A 21,287-nucleotide genomic window follows, 5' to 3' on the forward strand; every position below is an offset into this window, starting at 1 on the left:
GATGGTATACTATAGTATACCTATTAAACATCGAAAGAGGCGCAGTTATGTCTTCAGCAGATTGGAATATGAAAACATTCATGAAAGGTGCGTCGATTTTGACGATATCGGCGATCATCGTCAAATTGCTGGCGGCGGTATACCGGATTCCGTTTCAAAACCTTGTCGGGGATAAAGGTTTTTTCATTTACCAGCAAGTGTATCCGTTCATCGGGATCTTCATCGTATGGACATCGTACGGCTTTGCGGTGGCGGTATCGAAGTTGCTCGCGGGTAGCACAAGCAGTGGAGAAGCGAAGGCGATAAAGCGAGTCGCCTTTCTCTACTTGGCCGGATTGTCAGTATCGTTTTTCGTCATTCTCATGACGTTTGCTCCGTTTTTCGCACAGGCAATGGGAGATCCTGAACTTGTTTCCCTTCTTCGTGCAGGTGCTTATATCGTGCTCGTCATGCCGATGCTAGCAGTATTGAAAGGTTCATTCCAATCGGAAGGGCAGATGACGCCTGTCGCCGTTTCAAATGTCGGTGAGCAAGTGTTCCGCGTCGCGGTCATTCTCATTGGTACGTGGCTCGCTGTACGGGCAGGGGCTTCGCTTTACACAGCCGGTGAAGTGGCGATGTGGGGAGCGGTCGTTGGGGAGACGGCGGGAGTTGTCATACTAGCGCTTTATTACCGGAATGCATTCAAAGGACCACTTTTGAAAATAGATACGTGGCGAGTCGTGAAGGAATTGACGTTCGTCAGTTTGAGCGTCAGTGCGAGCTCGCTCATCTTGCTGTTATTCCAGCTCGCTGACTCGTTCACTGTATACAATATTCTTCTTGCGGAAGGATTCATGTCTGACGCAGCCATGGAGCTAAAAGGTGTGTATGACCGTGGGCAGCCGCTCGTCCAGATGGGGATTTTAATTGCTTCCACGTTGGCGCTTGCGATCGTCCCGCTAATTGCGCATCATGCAGCGAAACAGGAAGGGCGTGGCGCGGAGCCGTTCATTCAGCTCACGTTCCGGACGGCGTTTTTATTCGGGTGGGCAGCTGCCATCGGGCTTGCGTTCGTCCTGCCGTACGTGAATGAAATGCTGTTCGAGACGCGGAATGGTTCTGTCGCATTGATCATATTTTCGTTTCAAATCTTTTGGCTATCACTCATTTTGCCGTTGACCGCAATATTGCAAGGAGCTGGCAAAGTGAAAATCCCGACGCTGTTGCTTTTAGGTGGTCTCGTCGTGAAAATAGTTGCGAATCAACTATTCGTTCCGCTGTTGGATGTAACGGGAGCAGCGATTGCTGGAAATATTGGCTTTGCGGCGATAGCGGTTGGGCTACTGTTTTATTTCAAATCTGTATGGCCAATGAGACTTGCTCCTATTCGTTTTTACGGCTGGCTCTTCCTTGCGACGCTAGCGATGGCGGCGGTTATTTTCCCGTGGATGTTTACAGCGGATCGGATTTTATTCGACAACGTCTCATCCCGAATTGGGGCGACGTTGACAGCACTGACAGCTGTTGTTTTAGGGGCGGGCGTTTTCCTAGTCGTTGTCATGAAATCGCGTATAATGGCGGAGAAGGAATGGTATTTGCTGCCGTTCGGAAAAAGGTTGGCCCGTGTACAATTAATTCTCAATAAAAATAGAAGGTGAATGGATGAATACAATTACGATTATCGGCCTTGGCGCCGGGGATCTTGACCAGCTGTCCCTTGGAACATATCGAAAGCTGAAGGAAGCTGAGTTCGTCGTTGCGCGGACGGACCAGCATCCGGCGATTGTGGAATTAAGGGCGGAAGGTATGGCAATAGAGAGCTTTGATAATATTTATGTTGAAAACGATGCGTTTGAGCAAGTGTATGAGGGAATTACGGAGAAATTGATTGCGCTAGCGGAAGAGCGGGCAGTAACGTATGTCGTGCCAGGCCATCCACTTGTCGCAGAGCGCACGGTGCAGTTATTAATTGAAAAAGAACGTGCTGGAATTGTGCAACTTGAAATCGCGGGTGGCAACAGCTTCCTCGATCCGATTTTTGCAGCGCTTCGGATTGATCCGATTGAAGGATTTCAATTGCTCGACGGTACCGATATGAAGCGTGATGACGTGATGATGACGCAGCACGTGCTAATCGGCCAAGTGTATGATGCGTTTATCGCTTCCGAAGTGAAGCTGTCGCTCATGGAGAAGTATGCGTACGATCATCCTGTGACGATTGTGACAGCAGCGGGCTCTTCATTGGAAAAGCTTCGGACGGTGCCGTTATTTGAGTTGGACCGTGAGACGGAAATTAATAATTTAACGACGGTGTATGTGCCACCGGTTATGGAGCGCGAGGGGCGTTTGAAGGATTGGTCTACATTCCGAGAAGTTATCGCTGCATTGCGTGCTCCGGACGGCTGCCCGTGGGACCGCGAGCAGACGCATGAATCGTTGAAACGTTATTTAATTGAGGAAGCGCATGAGTTGCTCGAAGCGATTGATCAAGAGGACGATGAAGGCATTATCGAGGAATTGGGTGATGTGCTCCTACAAGTGTTTTTACATGCGCAAATCGGCGAGGACGACGGCTATTTTGCAATGGAAGACGTCTTGCAAGCAATCGGCGATAAAATGATCCGGCGTCATCCGCACGTGTTCGGTAACCGGGACGTGGAAAATTCGGATGAAGTATTGCAAAATTGGCAGGAAATCAAGAAAGCCGAGAAGCCACAAGCTGAGTCGCTTTTAGATGGACAGGCACGCCATAGTTCGTCATTGCTCACTTCATTTAATTATCAAAAGGAAGCGGCGAAGGTCGGATTCGATTGGCCGGATATTACAGGGGCATTCGATAAATTCGAGGAAGAATGGCAGGAATTCAAGGACGAAGTGGCGAATGGAACGAAGCAGAGCCAGACAGATGAGTTAGGTGACGTCCTGTTTACGCTCGTCAACTTGTCAAGGTTCTTGAAGCTGTCACCCGAAGAAGCGATGGCGCATGCGAATGAGAAATTCAAACGGCGTTTTTCGTTTGTCGAGCAAAGTGTAAAGAACGGCAGAGGGGAATTTTCTGCATATACGCTTGATGAATTAGAAGAATTTTGGCAACAGGCGAAGGGGGAAGAAAAGAAATGAGATTAGATAAATTTTTGAAAGTGTCACGTTTAATTAAACGCCGGACATTGGCAAAACAAGTAGCCGATCAAGGCCGGATTACGATTAATGATAAGGTGTCCAAAGCATCGTCGGTCGTGAAACCGGGCGACGAGCTTGCAATCCGATTTGGACAAAAGATTGTTACCGTAAAAGTTGAGATGTTAAAGGAATCGACGAAGAAGGAAGACGCGGCTTCAATGTTTACGATTGTGAAGGAAGAGAAGTTGGACAAGGTTGAACCTGAGTTTATTGATGATGAAGATTGAGTACATGACAGGAATTTTTCCTGTCATGTTTTTTTATTCATCCGCATAAGATGGCATTGAACGTACAAGCGAAGGAGGAATAGTATGCAAATCCAGACGGATAATCCAACATACGCAATTCCATCGGGGGATCATGTCGTCACGATGAGAAATCGAAAAAGAATGGATCTTACATCTGTAAAAACAATCGACCGGTTTGACCAAGAGGAGTTCATCGTCCGGACATCTCAAGGGGTGCTAGTAATTCGTGGGGAGGAGCTGCGCATCGTCCATTTGGATGTAGACAAAGGGCTTCTTACGTTAGAAGGAACGATTGGCACGATGCAATATGACGAAGAAGATTCAGGTTCACGTAGTTTCCTCCATAAATTATTTGGATGAGTCTCTCCGTCCAGTTTCTTAGTCTTCTTGCAATGATTGGGACAGGCATCGGGGCCGGGGTTTTCATGGATTTGATCGGAACGGGCGTGGATGCGACCGGTAAGAAGTCGATCATTCGGAAATACGCGGTCCCAATTGAAGTAGTCGGATGGATAGTAATTGGATGTGCATCGTTCTACGTTCTTTTCATCGTTCGGGATGGAGCGTGGAGGATGTATGACCCGGTTGCCCAAATTTGTGGATTGCTCCTATACGCCTCGGTATTCCACCGGCCTTTTAGATTTGTCGGGAGAATCCTTAATATGTTAATTATTAAACCGATTTGGTTCATCATTAGACTCGTGGCGAAAATTATCTATTATCTGTATAAGGTGATTGTCAAGATTGTTAGTTTCCTTCTTACTCCATTCATCTATCTTTACAACAAAGTCTATGAATCTCTCTTTAAATCCGATGAGAAATGATGTATAATTACTAGACTAATCGGATTTCGTAAAGTAATGAGAGGGAGTGCAGGACATGGAGCAAAGGAAAAGGAAATCATCCACGACCGTTGCATCGATTGAAACTGAATATGTCCGCTCGTTGCGTAAAAAGGAAATTTGGAGAAACAAACAGAAAAAGCGACTTAAGAAGAAGCTTTTCATTTATGCAGTGATCGCTATCGTAGCGCTTGGCGGTTTGACGAATATGTACATTCAACAACAGCAAGTGCTGCAGGAAAAGGAACGGCAAAAAGTGGAAATGCTCGCTAAGTTGGAAGAAGTGTTAGAAGAGCAAGAGCTACTCAAAAAACAGCTTGTAAAATTAGATGACGATGACTATATTGCCAAGCTTGCACGGAAAGAGTACTTCTTATCTGATAAAAATGAAATCATCTTTACTGTTCCTGAAAACAAGAAGAAAAAAGATGAAAAAGATGACGGAAAAGAGTAGTCTTATTGACACTCTTTTTTTGTTGGCTATAATGAAAGTAAGGATCTTGCACTTGCAGGACTCGCCATATGGTAAAAAGGCTTCTGAAAAGTAGCCGTTTAAATCTTAAGGAGGAGCATTTTTTTTATGTCAATTGAAGTAGGCAGCAAGTTACAGGGGAAAGTTACAGGGATCACAAACTTCGGGGCGTTCGTCGAACTGCCGAACGGTTCAACTGGTCTGGTCCATATTAGTGAAGTAGCGGACAATTATGTTAAGGATATTAATGACCACCTAAAAGTAGGCGATATGGTTGAAGTGAAAGTGATGAATGTCGGCACTGACGGAAAAATCGGGTTATCGATTAGAAAAGCGAAACCAGAAGCTGAACGTCCTCAACGCCCTCAACGTCCACGTCACGGTGGTGGCCGTCCTAGCCATAATGAGCGTCCAGAGAATTTTGAGCAAAAGATGGCGAAATTCATGAAAGACAGTGAAGAACGCCTTTCAACTTTGAAAAGAGCAACAGAATCTAAACGCGGTGGCCGTGGCGCAAGAAGAGGGTAACTTGCTGGCTGTTTCAATTAGTGGAAACGAATCTCTTATGAGCGATCTGACATCTATTTAAGATGTCGGGTCGTTTTTTTATGTTGGAATGAGATTTTTTTTGGAATGAAGGAGAAGATTCTTTGAATGAATGAGCACTTCGGCGGGTAAAATGAGAACTTAATTGGAGTAAACGAGAAGTTTGGAAGCTAGAATGAGAACTAATTTGGAGTGAACGAGAAGTTCAGTAGCTAGAACGAGAGCTTATTTGGAATAAACGAGAACTCTTGAAGCTGGAATGAGAACTTATTTGTAATAAACGAGAACTCTGGTGGCGTATATTCGCGAAACATCTCGGACGAGGAGTACATGATCTGACATTCTGGAAAATTTCTCGGATTTTGCCTGCAATAATTCGCATCATAAGGAAAAAATCGAGCAGATTCGATAAGAAGATCGAAATGAAATAAGTAAATTGGATTTATGCGTGATTGGGAGAGTTTATGCGCGTCTGCGGGAGTTTATGAGTGTTTCCGAGAGTTTATGGGGTTTTGGGAGAATTTATGCGTGAGTTTTTCGTTTTATGCGTGTTTCCAACGATTTATGCGTTTTTGGGTTCAAAAAAAGCTTCCTGTCGTATGACAGGACGCTCTACGCATTTCGTATTGTCTAGCTCCAACGACCAGGCCTTCGGGTCATAAGAAAACCCAGCTTAAGTGGCAAAAAGCGCCACTACGCTGGGTTTTCTTATGCCTGTCAGGCCTAAGCGGTCGTTTCCGCTTTTCGTTTTGTCTAGCTCCGAGCGTCAGCCTCTCGGGATGCTTCAGCCTTGTTGTTAAAGGCAAAGAGCGCCTTTAACCTCAAGGCTTCCAGCACCTGTCGAGGCTAAACGACGCTCTACGCATTTCGTATTGTCTAGCTCCGGCGGCCAGATGCTCGGGGTCATAAGAAAACCCGGCTAAGTGGCAAAAAGCGCCACACGCCGGGTTTTCTTATGCCTGTCGCATCTAAGCAGGCCGCCTACGCATTTCATTATAGCGGCGGAGGGGGTCGAACCCACGACCTTTCGGGTATGAACCGAACGCTCTAGCCAGCTGAGCTACGCCGCCATGTTGTTCAAATGGTCTTTGAACGACAATATTTATAATACATGGCTCGATGGTGTCTGTCAACCTCTCGTTGGAAAATAGAAAAAGACTACGGATTGAGTCGAAATATTTTTTGGTCCTCTTGTCATGAACAGACAAATTCTTTCGCTTGTCCTATGTATACTCGTGAACAAGTAGACATAGGGGGAATGTGGAGATGAAGATGATAGGCAATCTTGAAAGACCGGTAGGCCAGCAGATTCGTCATGTGTTCGATACGGTGGGGAAGCGTAAGATGTATGTATTGATGGCGGTGTTTTTTTTACTAAGCACGTTTTTCTTGTCGCAAGCTGTTTTGTTTAATGCGGCGGTTCCTTTTTTCTTGCCGATTTGGGCATTGGCGCAAATGCGTTTTAGGAAGCATCTCATTTATGTGTTCATTGGCGGAATAGCGGGAGGGGCTTTTTTAGGGCTCGGACAAGCAGTCATTCATTTATTGCAGCTGCTGTTGTTTAATGTGGTGAGTAAACATCCACTCTCGCGGAAGTCCATTCCATTGACAGTTGCAGGGACGATTATTGTCGTTCAAGTTCTTTGGCAGTTCATTATGTATAGCGGGAGTACGCCTGTCGATGTGCAGTTATCGATCGGTTTCGAAGCGGTGTTGGCGCTGTTTATGACATTCTTTCTGTTTGTTGCCTTCCCTCATCGTGAGCGTATTTTTTTCGGTCATTGGTCCCCTGAACGTCTCGGTGCTGTTTGTATTGTCGGCATTATGGCGACAACGGGGATGGGGAATCTCATGGTCGGTCCGATTTCGATTTCGGGATTGCTTCTACATCTAACTATTTTATTAGCTGCGCTTGCCGGAGGATTGCCGTTTTCCACAACGATTGCGATGATGATCGCCGCGATTGCGGGCGTCGCAGAATTGTCATTTACCGGGATGATGGCTGTGTATGGCATGACGGGCTTCTTTGCAGGTGCTTTCCGACGACTCGGGAAATTGGGTATTGCGACAGGTGGTTTTGCGGTATCTGTTTTCTTTCTTCTATATGATTTTACATTGCCGCTTGATACGTCACATTTCTTAACGATTGGCTTAGCGACACTTCTGTTTTTTTTCATTCCAACAAAGAAAGTAGAGCCGATAGGACGGATGATTACGCCAAGCAGTCAGCAAGACATCTCGGTGAAGCGGCAACAATGGCTGACGGATCGTCTTGACGAGCAGTTGTCCGATTTTCAGCAGTTCGCTGAATTCATGTCAAATCTCGTCAATGATCGCTTCGCTTCGGATGATGGGAGCGATACACAAAATATCCCATCGATTTGTCAGTCCTGTTTCCGATATTCAAAATGCTGGGAGGGGAAAGAGGAAGGGATGGCCCGTCTGCTTTATGAGTGGGAAGGAACGTATTCTGCGACGAAGAAAGCGGCCCGCCACCGTGTTGAGGAACGGATTAAATACAAGTGCATCCGCTCTTCAGGGTTGATTTCCGAGTTAGAGGAGTCGGCTTCTAACCATCTTCTTATGGGGCAGCTTCAGCATGGGCGGAAGATGCTTGCATTGCAACTGAGGGATATGAGCAATCATTTGGAGAAGATTATGAATGATATTAAAGGGGATTTGGCGGTTAACCATCTTGCAGAGGAGGAATTAGGGAAACAATTGCAGTCCCAAGGTATTGAATATTACCAGATCGATATATTATCCGAGGAGAAGGGTGCTTGCCGGATCGTTATTTCAACTCCCGAAAGGCGTTCGGATTTTGAAACAGATACAACCGTAGCAGAACGTCTCATTTTGCCGCTGTTGGAGGAAGTCTACCGCGAACCGTTTAAAGTAGATAAAGCTGTCACGTTGCAAGACCCTTTCCCTCATATTCAAATTACGTTCTGTTCGGCTGTCCGATTTTCAATGGAATATGGAATTGTGGCGACAGCCGGGGGAGGTGCGTTCCATGCGGGAGACGCTTATGAAGTGTTCCCGATACACGATGGTCTTACCGCTGTTTTACTATCAGACGGAATGGGGCACGATATGAACGCATATCGGGAAAGTCGGAAAGTGATTCGACTTATGCGGGAATGTTTGGACCGGAAGATGGATCCTGAAACAGCGATGCATACATTGCATTACATGATGTCCTTAAATGGACTTGATGATATGTATGCGACGCTCGATTTAGCGTTGGTTGATTTGCAGGACGGGCGTCTTTGGTCTTGGAAGGCGGGGTCGATGAGTACGTATATAAAGCGAGGTAGAGATTTCCTCCGGCTCGACAGTAAATCGGTTCCTGTCGGATTCCTGCCGTCATTTTCCGTTGAAGCGACAAATGAAGAGCTAAAATCAGGGGATATTATCGTCATGTTGACGGACGGCGTATTCAACGGGTCCGTAACAATTGAAAAACAGGAAGATGCAATCTATAGCATATTGGATAAATACGGGCATCTATCATGTGAGCCGTTAGCAGACCGAATTATGTCAGAGATGGAAAGAAAATTTGGCGTTGTGGCAGACGATCGCACTGTATTAGTAATGAAAATTGAACACGTTTTACCTGAGTGGACGACAATAAAACCGACAAATCGGCATATTTCCCGCGAAAAAGTTTTGGGGTAGAATAGAGAGAGATGAAAAGAAACGGCGTGGAGGGGCAGAACATGCAAGCATTTGAAAGGAAGATCCTTGATTTTATTCATAAAGAGACATTGCTGTCATCAGGGCAACGAGTTCTTGTCGCGTGCTCGGGAGGGGTGGATTCAGTCGCGCTTTTGTACTTCATGGTGAAAAACAGCGAAAAATTGCAGATTGAAGTAGCAGCCGCCCATGTCGACCATATGCTACGCGGGAAGGAATCTGCGGATGACGGCAAGTTTGTGAGAGGTCTATGTGAAAGTCTTGGTATTCCATTCTTTGGCGGGAACGTGCCTGTACCCTCTATCTTAAATGAGGAAGGAGGAAATGTGCAGGACATCTGTCGTTCAGGAAGATACGCATTTTTCAACGAAACAATGCGGGCAGAAGGGTATGATGTGCTAGCAACGGCACATCATGCCGAAGACCAATTGGAGACGGTGCTTATGCAGATGTCAAAGGGAAGTGTCCCTCTTGGTATCCCAGCGAGTCGGACGACGGACAGCGGCACCGTCATTAGACCGTTTCTTCCAGCGATGAAGGAAGAACTTCTTACGTATGTGAAGGAAAAAGGTGCACATTTTAGGGAGGACCCGAGCAATGAAAGCGACGCATACTTACGGAATCGACTCCGCCGTCATGTTGCGCCTGCCCTCTTGTCAGAAAATCCTTCTGCGGCATTCAATGTCGTCAAAATGACGACTGGACTTCGGGAAGATGAATTGCTACTAGATAGCTTGGCGAAGGAACGTTTCGAATCCATCGTGACCTTCACGAACAATGGGCTTCCGACCTTCGCCTCAGATCTTTTTAAAAGCATGCACACCGCTTTACAAAAGCGCTTCATTCCACTACTATTGAATTATCTTTACTTCGGGGAAATCAAACCTGTGGAATACAATACGGCACTTTTAAATGAACTGCATCACCACCTGTCTACAAGCGCGGGAAATGTCGTTATTGACCTTCCGAAAGGCTACCGTTTCGTAAGGGAGTATGGCATCGTTTCGATTGTGAAAAATACGGAAATTCCTGATCTTTCCACTCGTGTCCTACAAAAAGGTGAATGGACAAGTTGGGGCGATGTGCTGCTGTATTGGGACGACGCGGACGGACACGATGATGAGATTGGAGAACGGATGTATTTTAACGCACCTGACTCCGATTTGCCGCTTTACGTGAGGGGCAGAAAAGACGGGGATCGATTACTGCTTCCAGGTATGGCGAGACCGAAACGTTTGTCCAGATTGTTCATTGATGAAAAAATCGGTGCCGAAAAACGGCGAAGATTGCCTATTGTCACAACCGCACACGGAGAAATTTGCGCCATTCCTGGCGTTCGATATGGCGTCCAGTTCAAGCGTAGCAAAACAGAACAGGAAAAGTACATATTCAAAGTAAAAGCAAAGTGAAAATCTTACGGAAAAGAGTGAAACTCATGTTGCAAAAAGATATTGAAGAAGTGCTCATTACAGAGGAGCAAATCCAGGAGAAAATTTCAGAACTTGGAGCCGTACTGACTGAGGATTATCAGGATAAATTCCCGCTTGCGATCGGTGTTCTTAAAGGAGCATTACCGTTCATGAGCGATTTAATCAAACGAATCGATGCGTATATCGAATTGGACTTCATGGATGTATCTAGCTATGGAAATGCAACAGTATCGTCCGGCGAAGTGAAAATTGTCAAAGACTTGAATACGAGTGTAGAAGGTCGCGACGTATTAATTATTGAAGATATTATCGACAGCGGTAAGACATTGAATTATTTAGTAGAACTTTTCAAATACCGGAAAGCGAAATCCATAAAAATCGTCACGTTGCTTGATAAACCGACGGGCCGAAAAGTGGATTTGAAAGCGGATTATGTTGGATTCCTTGTACCAGATGCATTTGTTGTCGGGTATGGGCTTGATTACGCAGAAAAATATAGGAACTTGCCTTATATCGGTGTATTGAAAAAGGAAATCTACTCTTTCTGAAAGCTTTTCAACAAACCTGAACAAGGGGCGATGGAAAGCTTTTTCCATATTCCGCTCGAAGTTGGCATACTATCATCTTCGATTGTTGAGACTTGAGCACGCGTGGTTGAAAGATAATTCCGTTTTCTAGTCATGAAAGAAAGGCGTTTCCTTTGTAGATTGAATCTGTTATATGATAAGATTTACAATAGTTTTCTGTTGAAAGAAATGAGGAGGCTTGGGATGAATCGTATACTTCGATACTTTCTACTATACGGATTGATTTTCCTTGCAATTATGGGGATTTTCAGTTCACTAAATAACCCGAATCCGAAGACGCAAGAGATTCGGTATGACGAATTTTATGAATCGCTGAAAAAAGGTGATGTTGAATCGATATCGTTTCAACCGGTCCGTAACGTTCTGACCGTTGAAGGTACGATGAAGGGCTATGAAGAGGGAGAAAAATTCACGACAAATATTTTGACGAACGATACTTCCGTCCTGGAAGCGATTCAAAATATTGAAACTGTCGGTGAAGCGAATAACCCTGAGATTCAAATCCTGCCAGCGCCTGAAACGAGCGCATGGGTAGCCTTCTTCACAGGATTAGTACCTTTCATTATTATCATCATCCTATTCTTCTTCCTATTAAATCAAGCACAAGGCGGCGGTGGCGGCCGAGTGATGAATTTTGGAAAAAGCAAAGCGAAGCTCCATTCCGATGACCGCAAGAAAGTCAGATTCACAGACGTTGCGGGTGCGGATGAAGAGAAAGCCGAACTTGAAGAAGTTGTAGATTTCTTAAAAGATTCACGTAAGTTTTCTGAACTTGGAGCGCGTATTCCAAAAGGAATCCTTTTAGTTGGACCTCCTGGTACGGGTAAGACACTTTTGGCGCGTGCTGTTGCTGGTGAAGCTGGAGTGCCGTTCTTCTCGATCTCCGGTTCGGACTTTGTTGAAATGTTTGTTGGGGTCGGGGCATCCCGTGTCCGTGACTTGTTCGAAAATGCGAAAAAGAATGCGCCATGTATTATCTTTATCGATGAAATCGACGCAGTTGGTCGTCAACGGGGCGCTGGCCTTGGAGGCGGGCATGACGAACGTGAACAGACGTTGAACCAGCTCTTAGTTGAAATGGATGGGTTCGATGGAAACGAAGGAATTATTATCGTTGCCGCGACAAACCGTCCGGATATTCTTGACCCTGCACTTCTTCGTCCGGGACGTTTTGACCGTCAGATTACTGTTGGTCGTCCGGATGTTAAAGGCCGTGAAGCGGTTCTTAAAGTGCATGCGCGTAACAAGCCGCTTGACGAATCAGTTAATATGAAAGCTTTGGCGCAACGTACTCCAGGATTCTCAGGTGCGGACTTGGAAAACTTATTGAATGAAGCAGCGCTAGTCGCGGCGAGACGCGGCAAGGCGAAAATTGACATGGCGGATATCGATGAAGCGACGGACCGTGTAATCGCGGGACCAGCTAAAACGAGCCGAGTCATTTCCGAAAAGGAAAGAAATATCGTCGCATTCCACGAAGCAGGTCACGTCGTTGTCGGGCTTATGTTGGACGATGCTGAAACTGTCCATAAAGTGACGATTGTTCCACGTGGCCAGGCCGGCGGATACGCGGTCATGTTGCCGAAAGAGGACCGTTACTTTATGACGAAGCCTGAACTTCTCGATAAAATCGCTGGTCTTCTTGGAGGGCGTGTAGCGGAAGAAATCGTACTTGGGGAAGTATCTACAGGAGCTCATAACGACTTCCAACGTGCTACAGGCATCGCACGATCTATGGTAACCGAATACGGTATGAGTAAAAAGCTCGGACCGATGCAATTTGGCTCAGCGCAAGGCGGAAACGTCTTCCTTGGAAGAGACTTCAATTCCGAGCAAAACTACTCTGAATCGATTGCATACGAAATCGATCAGGAAATGCAGCGTATCATTAAGGACCAATATGAGCGCACAACTCAAATCCTGACGGAGAACCGTAACTTGCTCGATTTGATTGCTACAACGCTTCTGGAAGTTGAAACGTTGGATGCAGAGCAAATCAATCACTTGAAAGATCATGGCACATTGCCGGAGCGTCCATACGAACAAAATGGAAATGGCTCAGAAAAGAAAGCGAATGATGCGGATGAAAATGTCGAAAAAGACACCGTCTATTCTGATTCGACAGGCGCGCCTACAGATCCATCTACTGGAGATCTTCCGAAGGAGAATGGTGGAGATCAACCCCTTCCTCCAATCGATGAACAAAGAAGAGATTGATGTTACGAAGTAACTTTAAAGGATAATATTTCAGTCGACTGCTTTTTAAGGCAGTCGACTGTTTTTATTTCTACTTAATGTGTTATGATGTTTTGGAAAATGACGAATGTTAGCGAGGAAAAGAAAATGATTCTAGTATTGGATACAGGAAATACGAATATCGTTTTTGGGGTCTATGATAATGGGGAACTGAAATACCATTGGCGTTTGGAGACGTACAGGCATAGGACGGAAGACGAATACGCCATGTCCGTAAAATCACTATTTTTCCATGTTGGACTCAAGTTTGAAGATATAAGTGGCATCATCATCTCCTCTGTCGTTCCACCGGTTATGTTTCCGCTTGAGCAGATGTGCAGGAAGTATTTCAACTTGCGCCCGCTCATAGTTGGTCCGGGCGTCAAAACAGGATTAAATATTAAATACGAAAATCCCCGTGAAGTGGGTGCGGACCGTATTGTCAATGCGGTTGCTGCGATTCAAGAATATGGTTCTCCGCTCATTATCGTCGATTTTGGTACTGCGACGACATTTTGTTATGTGAACGAAAAGGGCGAGTATATGGGTGGGTCGATTGCACCGGGCATCGGCATTTCTATGGAGGCATTATTCGACCGAGCATCTAAATTGCCCCGTGTCGAATTGACGCGGCCGGACCATATTATTGGCAAGAACACTGTAGCCGCGATGCAATCAGGAATCGTTTATGGGTATGTCGGGCTCGTGGAAGGTATTGTTGGGAGAATGAAAGCACAAAGTAAGGTAGAGCCGACTGTAATTGCGACAGGTGGCCTTGCTGAGTTGATTGCTAGTGAGACGGATGTAATTGATATTGTAGACAATTTCCTTACGTTGAAAGGGCTACATTTAATTTACGAACGAAATGTTTGAAGGGAGTAGTAATAAGATGAATGATTATTTAATAAAGGCATTAGCTTTTGAAGGTACGATTCGTGCGTACGCAGTGAATTCGACAAATTTAGTAGCGGAGGGGCAGAAGAAGCACAATGTATGGCCGATAGCTACAGCAGCTTTAGGCCGTACGATGACAGCCGGGCTTATGATGGGAGCGATGCTAAAAGGTGACGACAAACTGACGGTGAAAATCGAAGGGAATGGCCCGGCCGGACCGATTGTTGTCGATGCAAACGCGCGTGGGGATGTAAGAGGATACATTACTAACCCGCATGTCCACTTTGACTTGAACGAACAAGGAAAGCTTGACGTTCGGGGAGCGGTCGGCACGGAAGGGATGTTGACGGTAGTAAAAGATCTTGGCTTACGAGATTTTTTCACAGGACAAGTTCCGCTCATTTCCGGTGAAATCGCGGAAGACTTTACCCAATATTTCGTCGTGTCAGAACAAGTTCCTTCGGCGGTCGCTTTAGGTGTCCTTGTCAACCCTGACAATACGGTCAAAGCTGCAGGTGGATTCATCCTTCAAGTAATGCCGGGTGCAACGGAAGAGACGATAAGTCAGCTTGAGCAGAAGCTTGCGAACGTTGAGCCGATTTCCAGCATGATTGATCGCGGATTGACGCCTGAGGAAGTACTTGGAGAAGTGTTAGGGAAAGAGAATGTTGAGATCCTCGAGCGCATGGACGTTGCATTCCGATGCAATTGCTCAGAAGAGCGTTTCGGGAACGCAATTAAAGGTCTTGGTGAACAAGAAATCCGTGAAATGATTGATGAGGACGGCCAGGCAGAAGCAGAATGCCACTTCTGTTTAGAGAAATATGTATTCCCGAAAGTAGAACTTGAAGGATTCATCAATGAAATACGGTCAAAGTCGTAACGTTCAAGAGACAGTCCCTCAAAAACGAAGATTGAAAACGAAGCCGCTACTTATTTTAATCGGTATCCTTTTTACTAGTAACATCCTCTGGTTTATCGGATGGCTTATCCCTGACAAATCGAAGCAACCTGATGAGGAGGTTGCGTCGGTTGCGGGTGAGGCGATTACGAGAGCGGAATGGATGACTGCTATGGAAAGGGCAGTCGGGAGGGAAGTACTTCTTGATCTCGTTAATCATAAAGTGATGGAGACAGCGGCAAAGAAATCCGGCATTGAAGTAACCGATAAAGAAATTGAACTTGAACTTGCGTTAATTACGTCAGTGGACGGTCGTCTGCACTCGGGTTTAGATATTGAGCAAACTCGACAAAAAATAAGGGCGAATCTTATTCTTGGGAAAGTGCTATCGAATGACGTAGTCATAGACGACGCTTCCGTGAAAGCCTTTTACGATAAGAATGAATCCCTCTATAACATTTTAACTGCCTATCGAACTTCCGTTATTATCGTCCCGACAGAAGAAGAAGCGGAGCAAGCATTGGATGAGTTGTCAAAAGGGTCAAGCTTCGATGCGTTGGCAAAAGAGTTATCGATTGACCTTGCGTCGGCCAGCCTCGGGGGCGACATCGGGTATATTAACGCAGAGACAGAGACGGTAGACCCCGCAGTTTACAAAGCTGCATCCAAGCTAAAGGAAGGTAAGATTGGGGACGCTGTCAAGCTTCAAGACGGTACATACGCAATTATTCGGGTTAATGAAGTGGTAGAAGGAAGAATGTTCTCTTATGAAGAAGTGAAGGATCATATTAGACGTGAGCTTGCGATCGAACAAATTCCGCAATCCGTAAGTCCCGAAGCATTTTGGAAAGAATTCGATGCAAAATGGTTTTATGGAAAATGAAATGAAGCTGTTTAGAGTCCTCTTTAAAGAGAGCGGTTCTAACAGCTTTTTTTAGATTATACAGTTGGAAAGAGGGAAAGGATTAGGTAGTTAGTAATGATTGACACTGTTCACAATTCGAGTGTACTATTAATACAATAAAACATATCAAATAACTAGGGATTAGGAGTGGATAGCAATGAGTAGAGTCGGAAACACGATTGCGGACCTTGTCGGAAAAACCCCGCTCGTTAAATTAAACCGTATGGGGAATCAAGACAGTGCGGACATTTATTTAAAACTAGAATACTTTAATCCAGGATCGAGCGTCAAAGACAGAATTGCGCTTGCGATGATTGAAGCTGCGGAAAAATCTGGGGACTTGAAAGAAGGTAGTACGATCATTGAGCCGACGAGCGGAAATACAGGTATCGGCCTAGCGATGATTGCAGCTGCAAAAGGATATAAAGCAGTGCTCGTCATGCCGGATACGATGAGCTTGGAGCGCCGGAATCTATTGCGCGCTTATGGCGCGGATCTAGTCCTAACTCCAGGGGCTGAAGGGATGAAAGGAGCTATCGGTAAAGCGGAAGAGCTTGCTGAGAAGAATGGCTGGTTCATGCCGCAGCAATTTAATAATGAAGCAAATCCAGAAGTACACCGTCTGACAACGGGACCGGAAATTGCAGATGCTCTCGACCGGGTCGACGCATTCATTTCGGGTATTGGTACGGGTGGTACAATTACGGGAGCAGGTAGCGTATTAAAAGAGCGCTTCCCGGACGTGCAAATTATCGCGGTAGAACCGACTGATTCACCAGTCCTTTCAGGTGGGCAGCCTGGACCACATAAAATTCAAGGAATCGGTGCGGGCTTCGTCCCGAAAGTACTCGATACGGATATTTACAATGAAATCATTCAAGTGACGAATGACGAAGCGTATGATACAGCGAGAAGAGCGGCTCGGGAAGAAGGGATTTTAGGTGGTGTCTCCTCTGGGGCGGCTATTTTCGCAGCGCTCCAAGTTGCGGAAAAGCTTGGGAAAGGCAAGACCGTCGTTGCTATCCTTCCGTCAAATGGTGAACGATACTTGAGTACCCCGCTTTATCATTTTGAAGAAGAATAAGGGATATTCATTGAAAAAGAGAGCTTATGAGGCTCTCTTTTTTTGTTCCTTATAGTAGCCTAAACGGCTCTTTACACGTTAAGATAACTATATTAAATGGAGCTGGGGGAAAATGAAATGGAACAATTGCATCCTAATTATACGAAGACTGACATGACGAAGGAGCAATTTTTTTACGCATATAAAGAACTTGCGAAAACGACGGAACAACACGTTTTGCTTGAGAGCGGACGTACAGGTAAACTATGCATCGCAGGCGTTGACCCGCTAGTGACGTTAAAAAGTACACAAGCTAACTCATTGGAGTTTGAATGGCGTGACGGGACAAAGGAACTGCAGGAAGGCGACCCGCTTGACCTGTTATGTGCGTTTGTCCAAACGATGAAGATGGACAATGTGTCGGAGTTGCCAGACTTCCAAGGAGGCGCAATTGGTTTCATTAGCTATGATTACGCTCGATCATATGAGCCAATACCTACAATAGCTGTCGATGACCTCGAGACGCCGGACGTCTATTTCTATTTATTTGACCGCTGGGCAGTTCTTGATCTCGAAACGGAGACTGTCTATTTCATGACATTACCTGGTCGGGGGCTCGATGTGTCGGAAGTGGAAAGTGAATGGCTAAAGGCGGCGGAAGTTGGATTTGGGAAACGCGCTGCCGAGTCTGACGGCTATGAAATCGACTATTCAAGACCTGAAAATGTGGAAGTATCGGTAACTGGACCGCAATTCGAACAGATGGTGCGCGATGTTCAGCGATTTATAGCGAATAAAGAAGTTAATCAAGTCAACCTAACTGTTCGTCAATCGAAGGAGCTTTCCGCTGATCCGCTTTCGATGTACGAAGCGTTACGGTCGTTCAATCCTTCACCTTATATGGCGTCAATTGGGGCAAAAGAATTCGCTGTCGTTTCCGGTTCTCCCGAATTGTTACTAAAAAAGCGTGGAACGGAATTGAGCACGCGTCCAATTGGAGGGACGAGGCCAAGAGGAGCATCGGTAATTGAAGACGAGGCGTTTGAACAGGACTTGCTCTCTGACGAAAAAGAAAAAGGCGAGCATATTATGCTTGTCGAACAGGAAATTGAGGACTTCGGACAAGTTTGTATGCCGGAAACGGTGGAAACGGACGAATTCATGGTCGTTGAGCGGTATTCACACGTTATGCATCTCGTTTCAAATGTAAGAGGAACAGCAGCTCCTGATCTATCGAACGCCGCTATTATTAGAGGGGTGTTCCCTGGAGGGTCAATTACAGGCTCACCGAAGTTGCGAACGATGGAAATTATCGAAGAGTTGGAACCGACGCGAAGAGGCTTGTATACAGGGTCAATCGGCTGGATTGGTTTTACTGGTGATATGGATTTAAATATCGTCATTCGGACGGCATATATAAAAGATGGAATCGCCCATATCCAAGCGGGTGCAGGTTTAGTGGCGGATTCCGATCCAAAAGCAGAATACGTAGAGTCGCTCAATAAGGCGAGGGCGCTCTGGCAAGCGAAGGAAATGGCCGAAGCAATCCGATGAAAGGAGGAACAGCTCCATGCTTTGTTGGATGAACGGTAAATTTGAACAGGCGGAACAGTTGACGATTTCTCCTTTCGATCACGGGTTTTTATATGGCGCAGGTTTTTTCGAGACGTTCAGGACGTATGAGGGACGCGTGTTTTTATTCAAAGAACATATGGAACGGCTGCGAGTGGCATTGCGTGAATACCGGGTATCGATGCCTTATTCGGATGAGGAGATTTTAGAAGTAATCCAAGAGTTACATATTCGTTCGGGTGGACGTGATGGGTATTTTCGTTTGAATGTATCCGCGGGTGTGCACGATCTCGGTTTGGCTCCGTCCGAATACGTAACACCGAACGTTATTTTATTCCGAAAAGAGCTTGCGGTAGTCCCGCGGGGAACGGAAAAGAAAGCGGTGTGGCTAGAGACGGAGAGGAATCTTCCCGAAAGTCAGGTCCGTCACAAGTCGCATAACTTCTTAAACAATGTTCGCGGACGTTTGGAACTGCCTTCTTTGAAGGAGTTGGAAGGGATTTTCCTGACGGCGCAAGGTCACGTTGCTGAAGGTGTGACGTCGAATGTGTTTTGGGTGAAAGATGGGGCGTTGTACACGCCGTCAATTGAAACGGGAATTTTGCCAGGCCTTACCCGAGCGTTTATTTTGGATTTAGCAGCAGAGGTCGGAATGGATATGCAAATTGGGTTGTTTGCAAAATGTGAAGTCGAACAGGCGGATGAAGTGTTCGTTTCGAACTCAATCCAAGAGCTCGTCCCTCTTTCTGCGGTAGGCGAGGTGCCGATGCCCGGAGCTTCCGGGGTTTATTATCAAAAACTGCATCGATTATATGTACAGGCGATTGATGAAATGAAAGAGGGGTAACGTAATGGAGTTATCGAAAGCGAAAGACATATACCGTCTACGGAATACTGAATTTGATTTCAAAAAGGAGACGGCCGTAATGGGCATTTTGAATGTTACGCCGGACTCCTTCTCGGACGGAGGTAAATACGGACAAATCGATGCAGCGCTAAAGTACGCGGAAGAAATGCTTCGAGACGGTGCGAAAATTATCGATATCGGCGGTGAGTCCACTCGACCAGGGCACGCCCCGGTCTCTCTCGAAATGGAACTGGAGCGAACGATTCCGGTAATTGAGGCGTTAGCTCAAGAATTGGGTTGTGTCATTTCAATTGATACGTACAAGGCGGATGTAGCTGATGCCGCATTGAAAGCGGGCGCTACGATTGTCAATGACGTATGGGGTGCGAAACGTGAGCCGAGGATCGCGGAAGTGGCGGCCGCCCACGGAGCGCCGATTATTCTTATGCATAATCGTGAAAAGGCGCAATACGAAGGGCCGTTCATGGATGCGATGATTGCCGATTTAGAAGAAAGTGTAGACATCGCACGGAAGGCGGGTGTGCCGGAAAGCAATATTTGGCTTGATCCGGGCATCGGTTTTGCGAAAAATACGAGGCAGAACGTGTTGGCAATGCAAGGGCTTCGTCGGATATCCGATTTGGGGTATCCGCTACTACTTGCAACATCCCGGAAAAGGATGATCGGCAACATATTGGATCTACCGGTCGATGAGCGGATGGAAGGGACAGGTGCTACAGTTTGCTACGGCATCGAGCACGGCTGCCATATCGTTCGGGTGCATGATGTGAAGGCGATATCCCGCATGGTGAGAATGATGGACGTGCTAGCGGGTAAAGCGGAAGTAAGCGTCGACTGATCTGGAAATGGAGGGTGCGAGGATGGATTATATTCATTTAAATGAGATGGAGTTTTACGGTTATCACGGTGCGTTGAAGGAAGAGAATGTGCTTGGGCAGCGTTTCCGGGCGAACGTATCGCTTGCGGTCGATTTGGCCGAAGCGGGTGAAACGGACGATTTAAAGAAGACGGTTAATTACGCGGAAGTGTTCGAAGTTTGTCGTACCGTAGTCGAGGGGAAACCACGGAAGCTAATTGAATCCGTCGCTGAGGAAATTTCCCGTCTCATTTTGCAAAAGTTCGCCGGTCAAGTCCATGGCGTCCGGGTCGTCTTAATTAAACCTGATCCGCCAATCGCTGGACACTATGCATCGGTATCTGTAGAAATTACGAGAGGGCAATTTTCATGAATACCGCATACATCTCCATAGGATCCAATATCGGAGACAGGTTGCATCATCTAAAGGAGGCGGTCCGCGCACTTCATGCCCACGAAAGGGCTGAGGTGACGGAGGTTTCTTCCATTTACGAAACTGCGCCTGTCGGCTATACGGATCAGGCGGACTTCTTGAATTTGGTCGTCTGTGTGAAGACTTTATTGGATCCGTATGAATTATTAGCGGCATGCCAACATATTGAAAACGACTTAGGTCGTGTACGTGAAATCAGATGGGGCCCCCGGACTGTAGACCTTGACATTTTACTGTATAATAACGACAATATTGAAGCGGAGAATTTACTTGTGCCACATCCGAGAATGGGTGAACGGGCATTTGTTCTCGTGCCTTTATTAGAAATCACGCCTACAATCGAACATCCTGTAACGGGAATACCGTTTGCAAAGGAAGTTCCTGATGATACTGGCGTTGTACTTTGGAAGAAAGTTACGGGAGTCGAACAGTTGCTATGACTCGGCGAATGTTCGTCTCTATCTATAGTTAGTATGAAACTCAATCGATGCGAGCCGCCATTATAGTGGCGGCTTTTTTTACATAACGAGTTTGTGTACAATAGGAACATGCCATCCGGCGTGAGGGATAATTAAATG

Annotated in this window: 20 protein-coding genes and 1 tRNA gene; 20 read left to right on the plus strand and 1 reads right to left on the minus strand. The window is 46.1% G+C overall.

Going from position 1 to position 21,287, the window contains the following annotated elements; translation table 11 throughout:
- Nucleotides 1–47: 47 nt before the first annotated feature.
- The 7 genes from QM454_RS06265 to QM454_RS06295 all read left to right on the plus strand — a co-directional run bounded on the left by QM454_RS06265 (nucleotide 48) and on the right by QM454_RS06295 (nucleotide 5,252).
- Complete coding sequence (locus QM454_RS06265) at nucleotides 48–1,640, plus strand: putative polysaccharide biosynthesis protein (protein ID WP_432362960.1); 1,593 nt, start codon at nucleotides 48–50, stop codon at nucleotides 1,638–1,640.
- Nucleotides 1,641–1,644: 4 nt separating this feature from the next.
- Entirely contained in the window at nucleotides 1,645–3,102 is a 1,458-nt protein-coding gene (gene mazG / locus QM454_RS06270; protein WP_432362963.1) for a nucleoside triphosphate pyrophosphohydrolase, read from the plus strand.
- Nucleotides 3,099–3,389 (plus strand): RNA-binding S4 domain-containing protein, encoded by a 291-nt coding sequence (locus tag QM454_RS06275; RefSeq protein ID WP_432362966.1) that lies wholly within the window; start codon nucleotides 3,099–3,101, stop codon nucleotides 3,387–3,389. The genes mazG and QM454_RS06275 overlap by 4 nt, the downstream gene beginning before the upstream one ends.
- A gap of 84 nt (nucleotides 3,390–3,473) precedes the next feature.
- On the plus strand, nucleotides 3,474–3,770 hold the full coding sequence (gene yabP, locus QM454_RS06280; RefSeq protein WP_432362969.1) for a sporulation protein YabP: 297 nt from the start codon (nucleotides 3,474–3,476) through the stop codon (nucleotides 3,768–3,770).
- A complete protein-coding gene (yabQ, locus tag QM454_RS06285) occupies nucleotides 3,767–4,234 on the plus strand; it encodes a spore cortex biosynthesis protein YabQ (RefSeq protein WP_432362972.1) in 468 nt (155 codons plus the stop codon). The genes yabP and yabQ overlap by 4 nt, the downstream gene beginning before the upstream one ends.
- Before the next feature lie 55 nt (nucleotides 4,235–4,289).
- On the plus strand, nucleotides 4,290–4,706 hold the full coding sequence (locus QM454_RS06290) for an FtsB family cell division protein (RefSeq protein WP_432362975.1): 417 nt from the start codon (nucleotides 4,290–4,292) through the stop codon (nucleotides 4,704–4,706).
- 126 nt (nucleotides 4,707–4,832) lie between these two features.
- Nucleotides 4,833–5,252, plus strand: coding sequence for a S1 domain-containing RNA-binding protein (locus QM454_RS06295; protein ID WP_432362978.1), 420 nt, complete (start codon nucleotides 4,833–4,835; stop codon nucleotides 5,250–5,252).
- A 1,014-nt stretch (nucleotides 5,253–6,266) separates the two neighbouring features.
- Here the strand turns inward: QM454_RS06295 and QM454_RS06300 are convergent.
- A tRNA-Met gene (locus QM454_RS06300) sits at nucleotides 6,267–6,340 on the minus strand.
- 196 nt (nucleotides 6,341–6,536) lie between these two features.
- Here QM454_RS06300 and QM454_RS06305 point away from each other — a divergent pair.
- From QM454_RS06305 to folK, 13 genes are all read left to right on the plus strand, one after another.
- Complete coding sequence (locus QM454_RS06305; protein ID WP_432362980.1) at nucleotides 6,537–8,948, plus strand: SpoIIE family protein phosphatase; 2,412 nt, start codon at nucleotides 6,537–6,539, stop codon at nucleotides 8,946–8,948.
- Between the two features lie 41 nt (nucleotides 8,949–8,989).
- Complete coding sequence (gene tilS, locus QM454_RS06310; RefSeq protein ID WP_432362982.1) at nucleotides 8,990–10,375, plus strand: tRNA lysidine(34) synthetase TilS; 1,386 nt, start codon at nucleotides 8,990–8,992, stop codon at nucleotides 10,373–10,375.
- Nucleotides 10,376–10,401: 26 nt separating this feature from the next.
- Nucleotides 10,402–10,944: a hypoxanthine phosphoribosyltransferase gene (gene hpt, locus QM454_RS06315; RefSeq protein WP_432362984.1), complete on the plus strand. Its 543-nt coding sequence runs from the start codon at nucleotides 10,402–10,404 to the stop codon at nucleotides 10,942–10,944.
- 222 nt (nucleotides 10,945–11,166) lie between these two features.
- Nucleotides 11,167–13,200 (plus strand): ATP-dependent zinc metalloprotease FtsH, encoded by a 2,034-nt coding sequence (gene ftsH / locus QM454_RS06320; protein ID WP_432362986.1) that lies wholly within the window; start codon nucleotides 11,167–11,169, stop codon nucleotides 13,198–13,200.
- 126 nt (nucleotides 13,201–13,326) lie between these two features.
- Nucleotides 13,327–14,091: a type III pantothenate kinase gene (locus QM454_RS06325; RefSeq protein WP_432363886.1), complete on the plus strand. Its 765-nt coding sequence runs from the start codon at nucleotides 13,327–13,329 to the stop codon at nucleotides 14,089–14,091.
- Nucleotides 14,092–14,107: 16 nt separating this feature from the next.
- Complete coding sequence (hslO, locus tag QM454_RS06330) at nucleotides 14,108–14,995, plus strand: Hsp33 family molecular chaperone HslO (protein WP_432362988.1); 888 nt, start codon at nucleotides 14,108–14,110, stop codon at nucleotides 14,993–14,995.
- Nucleotides 14,973–15,896, plus strand: coding sequence for a peptidylprolyl isomerase (locus QM454_RS06335; RefSeq protein WP_432362991.1), 924 nt, complete (start codon nucleotides 14,973–14,975; stop codon nucleotides 15,894–15,896). The genes hslO and QM454_RS06335 overlap by 23 nt, the downstream gene beginning before the upstream one ends.
- Before the next feature lie 178 nt (nucleotides 15,897–16,074).
- A complete protein-coding gene (gene cysK / locus QM454_RS06340) occupies nucleotides 16,075–17,001 on the plus strand; it encodes a cysteine synthase A (protein WP_432362994.1) in 927 nt (308 codons plus the stop codon).
- A 117-nt stretch (nucleotides 17,002–17,118) separates the two neighbouring features.
- The gene (locus tag QM454_RS06345) at nucleotides 17,119–18,534 is read left to right on the plus strand and encodes an anthranilate synthase component I family protein (RefSeq protein ID WP_432362997.1); all 1,416 of its coding nucleotides are present in this window, start codon (nucleotides 17,119–17,121) and stop codon (nucleotides 18,532–18,534) included.
- Between the two features lie 16 nt (nucleotides 18,535–18,550).
- On the plus strand, nucleotides 18,551–19,399 hold the full coding sequence (gene pabC / locus QM454_RS06350) for an aminodeoxychorismate lyase (RefSeq protein ID WP_432363000.1): 849 nt from the start codon (nucleotides 18,551–18,553) through the stop codon (nucleotides 19,397–19,399).
- 4 nt (nucleotides 19,400–19,403) lie between these two features.
- Nucleotides 19,404–20,258, plus strand: a complete 855-nt coding sequence (folP, locus tag QM454_RS06355) for a dihydropteroate synthase (protein ID WP_432363003.1) — start codon at nucleotides 19,404–19,406, stop codon at nucleotides 20,256–20,258.
- Between the two features lie 22 nt (nucleotides 20,259–20,280).
- The gene (gene folB, locus QM454_RS06360; protein ID WP_432363005.1) at nucleotides 20,281–20,649 is read left to right on the plus strand and encodes a dihydroneopterin aldolase; all 369 of its coding nucleotides are present in this window, start codon (nucleotides 20,281–20,283) and stop codon (nucleotides 20,647–20,649) included.
- The gene (gene folK / locus QM454_RS06365) at nucleotides 20,646–21,149 is read left to right on the plus strand and encodes a 2-amino-4-hydroxy-6-hydroxymethyldihydropteridine diphosphokinase (protein ID WP_432363008.1); all 504 of its coding nucleotides are present in this window, start codon (nucleotides 20,646–20,648) and stop codon (nucleotides 21,147–21,149) included. The genes folB and folK overlap by 4 nt, the downstream gene beginning before the upstream one ends.
- Nucleotides 21,150–21,287: the final 138 nt, after the last annotated feature.

It is taken from the genome of Sporosarcina sp. UB5 (genome assembly GCF_050859005.1).
In the GTDB taxonomy this organism is placed as follows: domain Bacteria; phylum Bacillota; class Bacilli; order Bacillales_A; family Planococcaceae; genus Sporosarcina.